The organism is Lentzea albidocapillata, assembly GCF_000719115.1.
Taxonomy (GTDB): Bacteria; Actinomycetota; Actinomycetes; order Mycobacteriales; family Pseudonocardiaceae; genus Lentzea; species Lentzea albidocapillata.
The window spans coordinates 164,793-179,435 of record NZ_JOEA01000001.1; the positions used below are offsets into that span (position 1 = coordinate 164,793).

Annotated in this window: 14 protein-coding genes; 7 read left to right on the forward strand and 7 right to left on the reverse strand. The window is 68.5% G+C overall.

The genetic code is table 11. The features are described 5' to 3' along the window. Entirely contained in the window at positions 1-1,479 is a 1,479-nt protein-coding gene (locus IG04_RS0100930; protein WP_084401745.1) for an amino acid adenylation domain-containing protein, read from the forward strand. Positions 1,480-1,532: 53 nt separating this feature from the next. Here IG04_RS0100930 and IG04_RS0100935 read toward each other — a convergent pair whose 3' ends face one another. Together IG04_RS0100935 and IG04_RS47065 are read right to left on the reverse strand one after the other, a co-directional pair. Then, the gene (locus IG04_RS0100935) at positions 1,533-2,573 is read right to left on the reverse strand and encodes a ketoacyl-ACP synthase III family protein (protein WP_030474551.1); all 1,041 of its coding nucleotides are present in this window, start codon (positions 2,571-2,573) and stop codon (positions 1,533-1,535) included. A gap of 9 nt (positions 2,574-2,582) precedes the next feature. After that, entirely contained in the window at positions 2,583-2,828 is a 246-nt protein-coding gene (locus IG04_RS47065; RefSeq protein ID WP_030474552.1) for an acyl carrier protein, read from the reverse strand. 151 nt (positions 2,829-2,979) lie between these two features. Between IG04_RS47065 and IG04_RS0100945 the strand changes: the two genes are divergently transcribed. Continuing rightward, positions 2,980-3,432: a hypothetical protein gene (locus IG04_RS0100945; protein WP_030474553.1), complete on the forward strand. Its 453-nt coding sequence runs from the start codon at positions 2,980-2,982 to the stop codon at positions 3,430-3,432. 63 nt (positions 3,433-3,495) lie between these two features. On the opposite strand, the gene IG04_RS0100950 is transcribed toward IG04_RS0100945, so the two are convergent. Further along, on the reverse strand, positions 3,496-4,332 hold the full coding sequence (locus tag IG04_RS0100950) for an NAD(P)H-binding protein (protein WP_030474554.1): 837 nt from the start codon (positions 4,330-4,332) through the stop codon (positions 3,496-3,498). Positions 4,333-4,475: 143 nt separating this feature from the next. Here IG04_RS0100950 and IG04_RS0100955 point away from each other — a divergent pair, with 143 nt between their 5' ends. Then, the gene (locus tag IG04_RS0100955; protein WP_051768605.1) at positions 4,476-5,684 is read left to right on the forward strand and encodes a cytochrome P450; all 1,209 of its coding nucleotides are present in this window, start codon (positions 4,476-4,478) and stop codon (positions 5,682-5,684) included. A gap of 47 nt (positions 5,685-5,731) precedes the next feature. On the opposite strand, the gene IG04_RS0100960 is transcribed toward IG04_RS0100955, so the two are convergent. Beyond that, on the reverse strand, positions 5,732-7,150 hold the full coding sequence (locus IG04_RS0100960; RefSeq protein WP_030474556.1) for an MFS transporter: 1,419 nt from the start codon (positions 7,148-7,150) through the stop codon (positions 5,732-5,734). Then, complete coding sequence (locus IG04_RS0100965; protein ID WP_030474557.1) at positions 7,147-8,271, reverse strand: epoxide hydrolase family protein; 1,125 nt, start codon at positions 8,269-8,271, stop codon at positions 7,147-7,149. The genes IG04_RS0100960 and IG04_RS0100965 overlap by 4 nt, the downstream gene beginning before the upstream one ends. A 122-nt stretch (positions 8,272-8,393) precedes the next feature. Here IG04_RS0100965 and IG04_RS0100970 point away from each other — a divergent pair, with 122 nt between their 5' ends. Together IG04_RS0100970 and IG04_RS48545 are read left to right on the forward strand one after the other, a co-directional pair. After that, on the forward strand, positions 8,394-9,608 hold the full coding sequence (locus tag IG04_RS0100970; RefSeq protein WP_144065485.1) for a cytochrome P450: 1,215 nt from the start codon (positions 8,394-8,396) through the stop codon (positions 9,606-9,608). 14 nt (positions 9,609-9,622) lie between these two features. Next, positions 9,623-10,636 (forward strand): MDR family NADP-dependent oxidoreductase, encoded by a 1,014-nt coding sequence (locus IG04_RS48545; protein WP_030474559.1) that lies wholly within the window; start codon positions 9,623-9,625, stop codon positions 10,634-10,636. A 46-nt stretch (positions 10,637-10,682) separates the two neighbouring features. On the opposite strand, the gene IG04_RS0100980 is transcribed toward IG04_RS48545, so the two are convergent. Beyond that, positions 10,683-11,012: a hypothetical protein gene (locus tag IG04_RS0100980; protein WP_143086925.1), complete on the reverse strand. Its 330-nt coding sequence runs from the start codon at positions 11,010-11,012 to the stop codon at positions 10,683-10,685. Between the two features lie 99 nt (positions 11,013-11,111). Here IG04_RS0100980 and IG04_RS0100985 point away from each other — a divergent pair, with 99 nt between their 5' ends. Both IG04_RS0100985 and IG04_RS0100990 read left to right on the forward strand, forming a co-directional pair. Further along, positions 11,112-11,870 carry an SDR family NAD(P)-dependent oxidoreductase gene (locus IG04_RS0100985; RefSeq protein WP_030474561.1) on the forward strand — a complete coding sequence of 253 codons (759 nt, stop codon included), beginning with the start codon at positions 11,112-11,114 and terminating at the stop codon, positions 11,868-11,870. Positions 11,871-11,900: 30 nt separating this feature from the next. Further along, a complete protein-coding gene (locus IG04_RS0100990; protein WP_030474562.1) occupies positions 11,901-13,133 on the forward strand; it encodes a cytochrome P450 in 1,233 nt (410 codons plus the stop codon). 51 nt (positions 13,134-13,184) lie between these two features. Here IG04_RS0100990 and IG04_RS0100995 read toward each other — a convergent pair whose 3' ends face one another. Next, complete coding sequence (locus IG04_RS0100995; protein WP_030474563.1) at positions 13,185-14,603, reverse strand: alpha/beta fold hydrolase; 1,419 nt, start codon at positions 14,601-14,603, stop codon at positions 13,185-13,187. Positions 14,604-14,643 lie beyond the last annotated feature (40 nt).

Sequence of the window (14,643 nt, forward strand, 5' to 3'; positions counted from 1 at the left end):
ATGTCTGCAACGGTGACCGACGCGTTCCGCTGCCGGGCGGCCAGAACGCCTGACGCGGTGGCGCTGTCCGCGGAACAGGGGTCCCTGAGCTATGCCGAGCTGGACAGGTGGTCGGACGCCCTGGCCGGTGAGCTCGTCGAGTCCGGAGTGCGGCCCGGCGACCGGGTCGCGGTGTGCCTGGAACGGTCGCCGCAGCTCGTCGTCGCGCTGCTGGGAGTGCTCAAGGCGGGCGCGGCGTACGTGCCGATCGACCCGGAGGACCCCGAGTCACGGGTCTCCATGATGCTCGCGGACGCCCAGGTGTCGCTCGTCGTGGGCCGGTTCTTCGCCGGTTACACCACGCTGAAGGTGCCCGCGCTCTCCGGTGGATCCACAGTGGAGCTTCCGCGAGTCGCTCCGGAGGATGCCGCCTACCTGATGTTCACCTCGGGATCCACGGGCAGGCCGAAGGCCGTGACGGTGGAACACCGCAACATCGCGAACCTGGTCACGGATCCCAACTACGCCGACATCACCGCCGGCGACCGGATGTTGCAGCTCGCCACGGTCGCCTTCGACGCCGCCACGTTCGAGATCTGGGGCGCTCTGCTCAACGGCGCTCGCCTGGTCGTCGCGCCGCCCGGTGTGGTGCAGGCGGAAGAACTCGGTGACCTCCTGCGCGTCAACGAGGTCAGCATCCTGTTCCTCACCGCGGCACTCTTCCACCGGCAGATCGACGTCGACGTCCACGCGTTCAAGGGCCTGCACACGATCATGTCCGGTGGCGACGTGCTCTCCGTGCCGCACATCCGGCGGTTGCGGGAAGTGCTGCCGGAGCTGCAGATCATCAACTGCTACGGCCCCACCGAGGCCACCACGTTCGTCACCTGCCACCGCATCGGCGCAGACGAGGAGCTTGGCGGCGCCGTCCCGATCGGCAGCTGCGTGCAGAACTGCGACGTCGTCATCGTGGACGACGAGGGACGGCCGGCGCCGGTGGGCGAGCCGGGTGAGTTGTGGATCGGCGGCGCGCAGGTGGCGCGCGGCTACTGGAAGCGGCCGGACCTCACGGACGAGAAGTTCGTGCGCGGCAGCTGGAACGGCGAACGCTACTACCGCACCGGCGACCAGGCGCGAAAGCGCGCTGATGGGGTCGTGGAGTTCCTCGGCCGGATCGACGACCAGTTCAAGCTGCGCGGGTTCCGGATCGAGCCGGGTGAGGTCGAGAACGCGCTGACCGAGCACCCGCAGGTCCGCACCGCCGCGGTCAGCCTCCGCGCGCACCCCAGCGGTGACCGCAGGCTGATCGCGTGGGTCGTGAAGTCCGGTGAGGAACTGGACAAGCGGGCGCTGAAGGCCCACATGCGCGCGACCATGCCCGAGCACATGGTGCCGGCCGGGTTCGTCGTCGTGGACGAACTGCCGATCACGAACAACGGCAAGACCGACCGCAAGGCGCTGCCGGAACCGGACTGGAACTCGAAGTCGCTCTACATCTGAACCCATGCGAAAAGGAGGCGGGCTCGTGAGGAGCCCGCCTCCTTTCGCGTTTTCTAGACCCAGGAGGGAACTTCGAGGATCTCGATCACGGCCGCGGTCCAGACGTACCCCGCGCCGGAGGACTGCAGGACGATCAGGTCACCCGGCTGCGGGTCGCGCTCGGCCAGCACGTGGTCGAGGCCCAGGGCGATGTCCGCGGTGCCGACCATGCTGTACTGCTTGGCCCAGTCGTACGTGGTGGAGGCCCGGTCGACGCCCAGCAGTCCGCAGATGCCGTGCGTGACGATGGTCTCCGCGAGCTGCTGGTGCAGGAAGAAGCGCGCGTCGGCGAGTTCGATCTCCGCCTCGTACAGCGCCATCTTGAGCGAGTGCCGCACTCCGCCGCCGATGCGCGAGATCATGTCGTCGAGGTCGACGTCGGCGTTCTGGAGGAAGTCCTCGACGCCGCTGTTGAGCTGCAGGGTCTGGCCGTCCGCGAACGGCCCCGTGGTCCACTCCTGGTAGCCGCGCGACATCTGCTCGAGCGTCGAGTCGGCGTGCGAGTGGATCGAGCGGACTCGGGCGAAGCCGGAACGGTTCGACAGGACGAGCGCCCCCGCGCCGTCGCCGTTGACGTTCTGCTCCTCCGACGCCCACCGGTCGAAGTAGGGCAGGTGGAACGCGTCGCCCGCGGTCACCAGCGCCGCCGGCAGGTCCCGGTGCGAAGAGAGGTACGAGGCGGCCAGGTCCACCGCGGCCATCAAGCCGTTGCAGCCCTGCTTGACCTCGAAGGCCGGTCCGGTGCCGCCGACCGTGTTGGCCTGCACGTAACTCGCCGGCGTCCACAGGTCGAGTCCCTGGTGGGACAGGGAGGCGTGCACGGTCAGGCCGAAGTCGAGCGGGCTCAGGCCGGAGCGCTCCACCGCTTCCAGACCCGCCTTCGCCGCCATGACGGGGCCGGTCTCACCGGGAGCGGCGACCCGCAGCTCCCGATAGCCGTTCATGGCCTTCTTCTCTTCTGTGTACCGGCCGGCCGCGATGGCGTCGTCCACCGTCTCGACCTGCTCGGGCAGGTATGTGCCCACACCGGCGATGTACAGGTCATTCCATCGCATCTCGAACTCCTAGGCTGCCTGGTCCAGGTGCTTGGCGACGGCACGCGCCGTCGGGTCCTCGTAGAAGCTGCGCAACGGGACGCGGATGCCGTACCGCTCGTGGACCTGCTTGACCAGCTTCGACGCAAGCAGCGAATGGCCTCCCAGATCGAAGAAGTGGTCGTCAGGCTCGATCCCCGGTACCCCGAGCACCTCCCCGAACAGGTCGCAGAGCTCTGTCTCGCGTTCGGCCACGGCGTCCTCCTGCCAGCTCATGAGTAACGAGAACTTTGCGTTACCCGGGTCGAGATGAGCTTGGGCCGCAACGGAAAACCGCGCGTTCGAGCCGTTCTGGAGTTTGGACCGAGGACGATCGTCCACCGTTGCGCGCGTCCGTCGCACGCAACCCGGATTGGGAGCCACACAGATGCAGACGTTCACTCCGAAACGTTCGGCCTTCTTCGCGCGCACAGGAGCCATCACCGCCGTGGTCCTGCTTGCCTTGTCCGGCACCGTGACCGCGGCGCACGCGACCTGCACACCGCTCGGCACGTGGACCGGGTACGTGACCCGGACGGACGGGGACCACCCGACCAAGCTGCAGTTCAAGGCCAACGGCAAGGTGTTCGTCACCAACGAGCAGAACACGACCACGCAGGGCAACTGGTGGTCGACCGGCGTGAACAAGTTCCACTACAAGTTCCGCGGGGAGAAGGTCTACGACGAGAACGGCGCCTACTTCGCCTATGTCGACTTCGACCAGGACGCCGTCCAAAGTGGACCGGACAACTTCACCAGCTCCGGCCCGTCCACGTTCTTCCTCGCGGACGGCACGAACCTGGGCACGTCCGACATCACGTTCACGATGGTTCGCGGGTAACGCGCGCACGGACGGAGCCGGGACGGGTCCGCCGCCCTCATCCCGGCTCCGGAACCGTGCGGGTCACACGAGGAACGAAGCGTGCTCTTCCACCCACTGGCGGAACGTGCGGCCCGGCTTGCCGGTGATCCGCTCCGCCGTGGCACTGGTGTCCGCGACGACGCCGACCGCGGCCTCCCACTGGTTGAGCAGCGAGGTCAGGACGGGCGGCGGCACGAAGTTGCTCATCTGCGCCTCGCCCTCCTCCCGCGTCAGCCCGTTGATCACGAGCTTGCGGCCGAGCACCTCGCCGACGATCTCCAGCTCCTGGCGGAACGTCAGCGACTCGGGACCGGTGAGGTCGACGATCTCGTCCCGCAGCTTCTTCTCCGTCAACGCGACCACGGCCACGTCGGCGATGTCGTCCTCGTGCACCGGGGCCACCTGCGCCTCGGGGAAGACCTGGTCGATCGTGTCGCCCTGCTGCAGCGAGTAGCTCCAGCCGAACGCGTTGCTCATGAAAGCGCCGGGCCGCAGGATCGTGTAGTTCAGCCCGGAGCCGGCCACCGCCTCCTCGACGAGCAGGTGGTGGTGTGCCAGCGGGTCCTGGTCCGCGCCCGGCAGGCCGACGGTGTTCGACGACAGCAGCACGACGTGCTCGACACCGGCCTTCTCGGCCTCGTCGAGGAACTTCACGATGCCGTCCGGCTCGGCGTAGAGCAGCACCTTGGAGACGCCGGCGAGGGCCGAGACGAACGTCTCCGGGTCGTTGAGGTCGAGCGCGACGGTCTCCACACCTTCTGGGACGTCGAGTTCCGCGGGATTTCGGCCGGACGCGCGGAGGCTGTGACCCGCCGCGTAAAGCCGCTGAAGCACGCGACGGCCCACGTTGCCGCGCGCCCCGGTGACGAGGATGGTCATGTGGATCTCCCGAACTGGGGTGGTTCGCCTGGATGGCCGATCACGCTCAGCGTTCACCCGGTCACTCGAACGGCACTAGATCGGGCTTCAGGCCAGGGCTCCTAACCTGCGGAAACACTGTCCACACATGCGAGGAGCGCACGGTGGTTTCCTTTCCCGTTCCCGGATCCAGCTATCGCGGTCCGGCGCCGGAGTTCGCCGGGTTCCGCGCGTCGAGTCCCGTCGTGCGCCTGCCCGCGAACGGCGGCGGTCACTGCTGGATCGCCACGACTCAGGACTCGGTCCGCGTCGTGCTCGACGACGTGCGGTTCTCCCGTGCGGCGTCTTATGAACCAGCGGCGCCGACCTTTCCCGGACTGTTCCAGGCGCCGCCCGGAATGATCATCTCGCTCGACCCGCCCGCGCACACCCGGCTGCGCGACCTCGCCTCGCAGGCGTTCTCGGTCGACCGCATCGAGTCCATGCGACCGAGAATCCAGCAGCTCGTGACAGAGTTGCTGGACCGAGCGGACTCCGAAGCCCTCGACGGGCCGGTCGACCTGCTCGGCAAGTTCACGTTCCCCCTGGCCATCATCGTGATCAGCGACCTGTTGGGTGTGCCCGCCGGCGACCGCGACACGTTCGCACGGTTGATCCGCGAGTTCGCCGCCGTCGACGCGCCGGAACTGGCGGCCGCGGCGGGCGAACAGCTCGGCGAGTTCATGGCCGGGCTGGTGTTCGGGAAGATGGCCGCGCCCGGTGACGACGTGCTGTCGGCGCTGACCGAGGCGCGGATCGGTGACGACAAGCTGGAGGTCGGCGAACTCATCGGCCTCGGATACACGTTGCTGGGTGCCGGCGGCGACTCCACGGCCTGCCACCTGGCCAGCTCGGTCCTGACGCTGCTGGGGCACCACCGCGACGTCTGGCTGCGGCTGGGGGAGCGGCCGGAGGAGGTGCCGGCGGCGGTCGAGGAGCTGCTGCGGTGGATCACGTTGTCCACCAACGACACGACCGGTCTGCCGCGGATCGCGACGGAGGACGTGACGCTGTTCGGGGTCACGATCCCCAAGGGTGACGCGGTGTTCGTGTCGACCAACTCGGCGAACCGGGACGAGACGCTGTTCACCGACCCCGACACCCTTGACTTCACGCGGACCGACAACGCGCACCTCGCGTTCGGGTACGGAATCCACCGGTGCCTCGGTGCCCCTCTCGCACGGATCGAGCTGACCGCGGCGTTCGAGGAACTGACCCGGCGCTTCCCGGCCGCACGGCTCGCCGTCGCCGAAGAAGACCTGGAATGGCAGCAGGCCGACATGAACCATCGGCTCGTCGCGTTGCCGGTCGACCTGCACGGCAAGGGTTTCTGACACAGCAGAAGGCCCCCGGAGCAACCGGGGGCCTTCTGCTGTGCGGACTACTTCTTGCGGGGCACGGCGAGTGCGGCCAGCGCGCCGCAGAACGTGAAGACGGCGGCGCCGAACAACGCGAGCCCGTAGCCGGAACCGAGCGAGTGCCGCAGCGGTTCGCCCTGAGCCAGCAACGAGTCCGCGCGGGCCGACGACATCGTCGCGAGAACGACCAGGCCGATCGCGCTGCCCATCTGGCGGATCGTGTTGAGCAGACCGGACGCGAGGCCCGCCTGCTCGCGCGGCACACCGGACGTGGCGGCATTGGTGGTCGCGTTGAGCACCGCGCCCATTCCCAGGCCCAGCAACGTGGTCGGGACGAGGATCGAGCCCAGGTACGTCGAGCTCTCGTCCGCTGTGGACACCCACAGGAGGCCGACCGTCGCCGTGAGCAGTCCGCCGATCAAGACCGGCCGCGGACCGATCTTCGGGACGATCCTCGCCACGCCGAACCCGCCCAGCGCGATGCCGATCGACAACGGCAGGTAGCCGACGCCGGTGGCGAGCGCGCTGAAGCCCATCACCTGCTGCAGCACCAGCGTGAGGAAGTAGAAGGTGCTGAACAGGGCAGCGATCGCGAAGAACGCCACGATGTTCGTCGCCGTCACCGCGCGGTTGCGGAAGATGCCGAGCGGCATCAGCGGGTGGTCGGACACCGTCTGCTGGCGCAGGAAGAGCGCGAACAGGACCACGGCCAGCGTCAGCGAACCGGCGACCTGCCAGGAACCCCAGCCCAGTTCGTGCGACTGCGCGATGCCGTAGACCAGCGCCATCAGGCCGATCGTCACGGTGAACGCGCCGGGGACGTCGAGGGCCTTGCGACCGCCGTTACTCGGGGTCTCCGGCACGGCGCCGCGGATCATGGCCACCAGCGCGATGCCGAGCGGCACGTTGATCAGCAGCACCCAGCGCCAGCCGAGGGACTCGGTGACGATGCCGCCGAGCAGCACGCCGGCCGCCCCGCCCGTGCCGGACACCGCACTCCACCAACCGAAAGCCTTCGCGCGGGCGGTCGGATCGCGGAACGTGGTGCCGAGCACCGTCAGCGACGCCGGTGCCATCACGGCCGCGCCCAGGCCCTGGAACCCGCGGGCCGCGATCAGGGCGCCGGGCGAGGTCGCCATGCCACCGACCGCGCTCGCGACCGTGAACAGGGCCGCACCGAAGAGGAACACCCGGCGCTGCCCGAAGAGGTCGGCGAGCCGGCCGCCCAGCAGCAGGAAGCCGCACACCGCGATCGTGTACGCGCTGTTGACCCACTGCAGGTCGTGCCGCTCGAACTTCAGCTCCTCGAAGATCGAGGGCAGAGCGACGTTCATGACCGACGCGTCCAGCACGTTCATGAACTGGGCCAGACAGCAGACAGCCAGTACGAGGCGGAGCTGATTCTTGGGTGAGCTGCCCAGGGTGCTGAGCGTGGCCGTCACGGCCGCACCAGGCGGAAGAACGTCCGCAGCTCCTCGACGAGGACAGCGGGGTTCTCCAGCGCGGGGAAGTGGCCGCCGGACGGCATTTCCCTCCAGTAGCGCAGATCGGTGAACCGGTGCTCTGCCCACGCCTTGGGCATCCGCGCGTCGGCGGGGAACACCGAGAACCCCGTCGGCACGTCCACCTGGGTCAGCGGCGACTTGTTGTAGCTCTCCCAGTACAACCGGCCCGACGACGCGGCCGTGGCGGTGAACCAGCACACCGAGACCATGTCGAGGATCCGGTCACGCGAGATGATCTTCTCGGCGTCGCCGTCGTGGTCGCTCCACGACCAGTACTTCTCGCCGGCCCAGCCCAGCTGGCCGACGGGGGAGTCGGTCAGCCCGTACGCCAGCGACTGCGGCTTGGTGTTCATCACCGCCGCGTACGCGGACTCCTTCGCGGCGAACTCCTTGAGCGCGCCGAGACCCTTGTAGTCCTCCTGCGTCAGCTGGACTTCGGCCTCGGGGGCGGAGGCGAACGGCATGACGAGGTGGATCGCCTCGACGTGGTCCGGCGCGATGTGGCCGAGGATGCCCGTGATGAACGAGCCCCAGTCGTTGCCGTGCGCGTAGAACCTGTCGTAGCCGGCGCGGCCCATCAGCGTGACGAACGACTGGGCGATGCGTTCCAGCGTCCAGCCGGTTCCGGTCGGCTTGTCGCTGAAACCGTAGCCGGGCAACGAGGGCGCGACGACGTGGAACGCGTCGGCCGGGTCCGGCGGGTTGGTCAGCGGCTCGATGACGTCGAGGAACTCCGCGACCGAACCGGGCCAGCCGTGCGTGAGCAGCAACGGCTTCGCGTTGGGGTGCGGCGACCTCGCGTGCAGGAAGTGGATGCCGACACCGTCGATCTCGGTTTTGAACTGGGGGATGGCGTTCAACCGGGCTTCGGTGGCGCGCCAGTCGTACACGTTCGCCCAGTACTCGGCCAGGTCCTTGGCATAGGCCAGGGGCATGCCCTGCGACCAGTCGTCCACGGTCTCCGCGTCCGGCCACCTGGTCGCTGCCAGCCGCCGGGTGAGGTCCGCCAGTTCGGAGTCGGGAACCTCGACCCGGAACGGCACGAGTGCAGTGTCCATGGCGCGAAGGTAGGTACGGGGGCTCAAATCCCGGTCGACATCCAGGTTTCGAGCCGCCTTCGAGGTGCGCGTAGCACTGTTCGGCGCGAGGCCAGGCCGAAGTAATCCCGGAGGTGTTCTGCGTGCTGCCCCTTGAACTGGACGAGGAGTTCCCGTTCACCGGCTCCTCCTATCGCGGCCCGGACCCGAAGTACGACCGGTTGCGGGCCGAGTGCCCGGTGGCGAAGGTGCCCACCAACTCCGGCACGCCGACCTGGGTGATCACCAAGTACGAGGACGTCCGCGCCGGGCTCGCCGACTCCAGGCTGAGCCGCGCGTTGACGTGCGTCGAGGGTGCTCCCCAGGTCGGCGGCGCCATGACCACCACGCCCGAGATGATCATCTCGCTGGACGGCTCCGAGCACTCGCGGCTGCGCAAGCTGGTCATGGGCGCGTTCACGGTCCGCAAGGTCGAGGCGATGCGCGCGGGCGTGCAGAAGGTGGCCGACGAGCTGCTGGACGCCATCGAGCTCAAGGGCGCGCCGGTCAACCTCGTTGAAGCGCTTTGTGTTCCGCTGCCGCTCACGATCATCGGCGACCTGCTCGGCGTGCCGACCGACGACCTGAAGATCTTCGAGACGGACGCGCGGGCGTTCGCGACGTTCGACGAGAACGACCCCGAGGCGCCGATGCGGGCGTTCGGGCGGCTCGCCGGATACGTCATGGGCCTGATCGCGCAGAAGCGCGAGAAGCCCGGCCAGGACATGCTGTCCGACCTGATCTCCGCGCGGGACAACGACGACAAGCTGAGCGAGCAGGAGCTGGTGACGTTCGCGTTCACCCTCATCGGCGCCGGCTTCGACACCGCCGCGAACCAGATCTCCAACTCGGTGCTCGCGTTGCTGCACGACCACCCGGACACGTGGCGGCGGCTCGTCGCCGACCCGTCGCTGATCCCCGCGGCCGTCGAGGAACTCCTGCGGCACGTCAACCTCTTCGCCACCGACACCACGGGGTTCCACCGCATCGCGGCGGAGGACCTGGAGCTCGGCGGGCAGAAGATCGCCAAGGGCGACGCGGTGTTCTTCGTGCTGTCGTCGGCGAACCGCGACGAGGACGTCTTCGAGAACCCTCAGCAGCTCGACATCGACCGCGCCTCGAACCCGCACATCGCGTTCGGGCACGGCGTGCACTACTGCCTCGGCAAGCAGCTGGGGCGCATGGAGATGGCGATCGCCATCGAAGGTCTGACCCGCCGTTTCCCGGACCTCCGGCTCGCGGTGCCCTACGAGGATCTGTTGTGGCACCAGGGCGAAATCAACCACTCACTCGTAAGCCTCCCCGTCACCTGGGGATAGACAGAAGGAGAGCCATGAGCATCCCCGAGAAGCAGTGGGAGGTCAGGCTCGCCAAGCACGTCGAGGACGACCTGACCCTCGAGCACTTCGACGTCGTCGAGGTGGCCGTCCCCGAGACCGGTGACGGTGAGGTGCTGGTGCGCGTCGACTACGTGTCGGTGGCCGCCGCCTTCAAGGAGTTCATGAGGTCCGACTGCCAGATCCCCGGTGTGCCGCCGTGGAAGGTCGGCGAGCCGGCCGGTGCCGGTGGTGTGGGCACCGTGGTCAGGTCGAACAGCCCCGACCTGGAAGTCGGGGACCTGGTGCAGTCGTTCGGGCCGTGGCAGGAGTACTGGTCCGGGCCGGCGCAGCAGTTCATCAAGCAGAACCCGCACTACGTGCCTTCGCCGGTCTACTTCCTGTCGCAGGGGCCGACGGCCTACTACGGCATGGCGACCATCGCGCAGGCGGGCGAGGGTGACGTCGTGTTCGTCACCGGTGCCGCCGGTGGCGTCGGGTCGCTCGCCGGGCAGATCGCGAAGGCCCGTGGCGCCAAGGTGATCGGCTCGGCCGGCAGCCAGGAGAAGGTCGACTGGCTGGTGAACGAGCTCGGGTTCGACGCCGCGTTCAACTACAAGGACGGCCCCGTGGCCGACCGGCTGCGCGAGCTCGCTCCCGACGGCATCAGCGTGTTCTTCGACAACGTGGGCGGCGAGCAGTTCGAGGCCGCGATCCAGGCGGCCCGCCCGCACGCCCGCTTCGCGTTGTGCGGTGCGCTCGCCAACCAGAACGACGGCACGGCCGAGCACCCGCGGATCGACCTGATGACGGCGATCACGAAGCACCTGGAGATCCGCCCGTTCGCCTGCTACCACCTGCCGGAGCAGATCCAGGACTGGGTCGTCCACTTCGGACAGTGGTTGCAGGAGGGAAAGTTCGTCTTCCCGCACACCATCGTCGACGAGGGTGGGGTCAGGACCGCGCCGCAGGCGTTGCTGTCGCTGTTGGCGGGCAAGTACACCGGCAACGTGACGGTCAAGTGCTCCTGACGCGCGTGTCGTAGAAGGGGGCGCCTTTCTGGCGCCCCCTTCGAGGTCATCCGAGCCTTTGCGCCGTGATCCGGATCGCGGCCTCGCGTGCTGTCGTGCCGTTCGCGAGGCGCACCACCGCGTTGCCGTTGCTGACGAACTCGTCGCCGCGCAGCACGGCGTCCTGCGCGATCTCGATCGTTCCCGGTGCCTCGGTCAGTTCCTCCTGGATCCGGTAGCTGAACGTGTCGGGCCCCGTCTGGGTCCACGTCCCGGCTCCCTTGCCGCCCACGACCAGCGCCGCTGTGCCGTCGCGCGCGAACTCGAACTCGCTCTCCGTGTCGCCGCCGGGCCTGCCGACCCGTGCGCGCCACCTGCCCACCGCAAGAATTCCCATGCTCCCCAGGGTTTCCGTCCCAGCTAGACCTGGACTCAAGGCTCAACCAGCAGGGTTGAGGGTGACTGCCCTACCGAGTGGAAAGAAGCTGGAGGCGTCATGTCGGACGCACCATTTGCCGGACAGCAGGTCGTCGTGACGGGTGGGGGAACCGGCATCGGCCGCGCGGCGGCGCTGGCGTTCGCCGACCTCGGCGCCGCGAACGTGATCATCACCGGCCGCCGGGAGAACCGGCTCACCGAGGTCGTCGCACTGCACCCCGCGATCACCGCCGTCGTCGCCGACGTGACGACGGACGAAGGCGCGCAGAAGGTCGTCGACGCCGTGAAACTGGGCGGCGGCAAGGTGGACGTGCTGGTGCACAACGCCGGCATCTTCCGTTTCACACCGGTCGCCGGTTTCGACCTCGCGACCGCGCGCGACGTGCTGGAGACCAACCTGGTCGGCCCGCTGGTGCTGACCGCCAAGCTGCTGCCGCAGCTGACTTCGCCGGGCGGCAGCATCGTGTTCGTCTCCAGCAACGCCGGGCACATCGCGGTGCCGGGCGGTGGCGTGTACGGCGCCAGCAAGGCGGCCGTGGACAGCCTCGTGCGCAGCTGGGCCCTCGAACTGGCCCCGCAGGGCATCCGCGTCAACGCGGTCGCCCCTGCCGCGGTGCGCACGGAGGTCTACTCGGCCAACGGTTTGAGCCCCGAGGAGGTCGAGGGCTACTTCGGCTTCCAGGCCTCGCAGACGCCGCTGGGGCGCACCGGTGAGGTCGACGACGTCGTTCCGTGGATCACCCGCTTCGCCGAGCCCGCGAGCTCGTGGGTCACCGGTCAAGTCATCACGCTCGATGGCGGCGCTGACCTGGCGTGAGCCAACTTCTCGACTAGGAGGAAGACCCAGATGACCAGCAGCGCCACCGAGCCAGGTGTGGACACGTTCCCGTACAAGCGCACATGCCCGTTCACGCCGCCCGCGCAGTACACCGAGATGGCCGAGGAGGACGTCGTCGAGGTGACGCTGACCGGTTCCGGTCTGCGGATCTGGACGATCAGCGGCTACCACACGATCAAGCAGCTCCTGACGGACCCGCGGATCAGCGCGTCGCGCAAGCACGACAACTTCCCGTTCTACTTCATCGCGCCGCCGGAGTTCCGCACCGAGACGTCGTTCATCGGCTACGACAACCCGGAGCACACCAAGACCCGGCGCAAGGCGGCCGTGACGTTCACCAACCGCCAGGTGAAGCGTCTGCGCCCGCGCATCCAGGAGATCGTCGACGAGTACATCGACAAGATCCTCACGATGACGCCGCCGATCGACTTCCACCGCGAGTTCTCCCTCGCCGTGCCGATGACGGTCATCTGCGAGCTGCTCGGCATCCCGCAGGACGAGCACGACTTCTTCATCGAGCACGGCACGTGTCTCCTGGGTGGACACTCGACGCCCGAGCAGCGCCAGGCCGCGATCGTCGAGGTGAACGCCTACGTCGACAAGCTGATCACGTTGAAGGAGAAGGAGCCCGGCGAGGACCTCCTCAGCCGCGCGATGGCCGAGTACGCCGCCTCCGGCGAGGAGTACACGCGCCGCGACCTGTTCAACATGATCCGCCTGCTGATGAACGGCGGCCACGAGACCACGGCCTCGATGCTGTCGCTCGGCACCGCCGCGCTGCTGGAGAACCCCGACCAGCTCAAGCTGCTGCTGGACGACCCGGAGGGCATGATCGAGCCCGCCGTCGAGGAGCTCGTGCGCCTCGCGACCATCGGTGACACCGCCATCCCGCGCGTCGCGCTGGAGGACATCGAGATCGGCGGCAAGACCATCAAGGCCGGCGACGGCATCCTGTGCCTGGGCCTCAACGGCAACCGCGACCCGGAGATCTTCCCGGAGCCGGAGAAGCTGATCCTGGAGCGCGGCACCCGCAAGCACCTCGGGTTCGGGCACGGCCTGCACCACTGCATCGGTGCCGACCTGGCGCGCCTGGAGATGCAGCTCGTGTGGTCGACGCTGTTCCAGCGGATCCCGTCGCTGCGGCTCGCGAAGCCGTTCCTGGAGATCCCGCGCAAGGAGGGCGCCGTGATCTACGGCCTCTGGGAGCTGCCGGTCACCTGGGACATCCCCGCGGAGGACTGAGACGCGAAAGGGGCCCCGCACTTCGGTGCGGGGCCCCTTTGCGTTCGTGCGTCAGTCTTTCGGGATGTCCGGGCGCTTGACGTGACCCGGGACGGTGACGCGGGCCTGCGCCGGCAGCACGCCGTCGACGAGGTAGTCGTCGACCAGGGCGTCGAGGACCTCGTTGCCCGCCAGCGCGTACACCTCGTGGTCACCGGAGTCTTCGATGACGACGAGCGGGTGGTCCAGCAGTTCGGCCAGCACGACGCCGCCCTCGTAGCGGTCCATCGGGTCGCCGTCCGCCTGCACCACGAGACCCTTGGGGTAGCCCGGCTGCGCGAGCTTCGTCGGCGGCTCCAGGCTCTCGAACGTCCGGAACGCGCCGACCCACGGCTGGGCCCGCAGCACGCCGTAGCCGTAGGGGTGCTGGGCGCGGTGCTTGCGGACGTCGGCGTAGTAGACCTCCAGGTCCTGCGGCCAGTAGGTCTCCAGCGTGATGGCCTCCAGCACGCCGACGCGCAGGTCGCCCTCCTGGTCCTGCGGCCGCCACGTGGCCTGCCCGACGATCAGCGTCCGCGCCTTCTCGTAGTTGGCGTCCTGCAACGTGGTGCGGAGGTCGCCGATGAGGTAGCCCAGCGAGTCCCACTGAGCCCGGTCCGTCGACCGCGTGCCGACCGCGCCGTCGAGCAGCGTGCGGAGCTGGACCTGGTCGCCGTCGTCGAGCTTCTCGACGACGGCCTCGATCTCGGCGATGACCTGCTCGGGGGTCGTGCCGAGGTGGAAGTGCCCGTCGCGTTCCGCGGTCCACTCCGCCCACAGCGCGACGTTGCGGTAGACCGCCTCCGCCTGCGTGACGAACTGCTCACGCCAAGTCCACTGTGGATTGATGCACGAGTCGAGGACCGTGCGGTCGAGGTTCTCCGGGAACATCGTGCCGTAGACGGCGCCGACGTACGTGCCGTACGCGTACCCGACGAACGAGATCTTCTCCTCACCCAGCACGACCCGGATCAGGTCCATGTCACGGGCGGTGTTGCGCGTTGTGATGTGCGGGCGCAGCTCACCGCCGCCCTTCTGGCAGCCGAGCTCGCGCAGCCGCATGTCCTCGGCCAGCTGCTCGAACAACGAGTCCGGCGGCCGGGAGTCGAAGGGCGCCTTGGGAATCGTCACCTCGCTGTACAGCTTGGTGGACTCGCCGTAGCCACGCGGGTCGAACCCGATGAGGTCGTAGGCGGTCCGCACCCGCCTGCCGAGGCGCTTGATCAGCCCGAGGCCGTCGCCGCCGTCGCCGCCGGGCCCGCCGTTGACGGCCAGCAGGACGCCGCGGCGCTGGGCCGGGTTCGTGGCCTTGAGACGGGCGAGCGCGATGGTGAGCTTGGGACCGTCCGGGTCGGAATAGTCGCGTGGCACGACGACCGTCGCGCGTTCAAGGCCGTCCTCGAACGGCGGTGACCAGTTCACCTGCTGGTCGTAGAACTCCTTGAGGGGCACGGTGGAACCTCCGCGTGTGGGTGTACGCCGACACCGCAGA

Excerpts from the sequence above, each read along its gene's own strand:
- IG04_RS0100930 (WP_084401745.1), top strand. The coding sequence starts at position 1 with ATGTCTGCAACGGTGACCGACGCGTTCCGCTGCCGGGCGGCCAGAACG.
- IG04_RS0100935 (WP_030474551.1), bottom strand. The coding sequence starts at position 2,573 with ATGCGATGGAATGACCTGTACATCGCCGGTGTGGGCACATACCTGCCC.
- IG04_RS47065 (WP_030474552.1), bottom strand. The coding sequence starts at position 2,828 with ATGAGCTGGCAGGAGGACGCCGTGGCCGAACGCGAGACAGAGCTCTGC.
- IG04_RS0100945 (WP_030474553.1), top strand. The coding sequence starts at position 2,980 with ATGCAGACGTTCACTCCGAAACGTTCGGCCTTCTTCGCGCGCACAGGA.
- IG04_RS0100950 (WP_030474554.1), bottom strand. The coding sequence starts at position 4,332 with ATGACCATCCTCGTCACCGGGGCGCGCGGCAACGTGGGCCGTCGCGTG.
- IG04_RS0100965 (WP_030474557.1), bottom strand. The coding sequence starts at position 8,271 with ATGGACACTGCACTCGTGCCGTTCCGGGTCGAGGTTCCCGACTCCGAA.
- IG04_RS48545 (WP_030474559.1), top strand. The coding sequence starts at position 9,623 with ATGAGCATCCCCGAGAAGCAGTGGGAGGTCAGGCTCGCCAAGCACGTC.
- IG04_RS0100980 (WP_143086925.1), bottom strand. The coding sequence starts at position 11,012 with ATGGGAATTCTTGCGGTGGGCAGGTGGCGCGCACGGGTCGGCAGGCCC.
- IG04_RS0100985 (WP_030474561.1), top strand. The coding sequence starts at position 11,112 with ATGTCGGACGCACCATTTGCCGGACAGCAGGTCGTCGTGACGGGTGGG.
- IG04_RS0100990 (WP_030474562.1), top strand. The coding sequence starts at position 11,901 with ATGACCAGCAGCGCCACCGAGCCAGGTGTGGACACGTTCCCGTACAAG.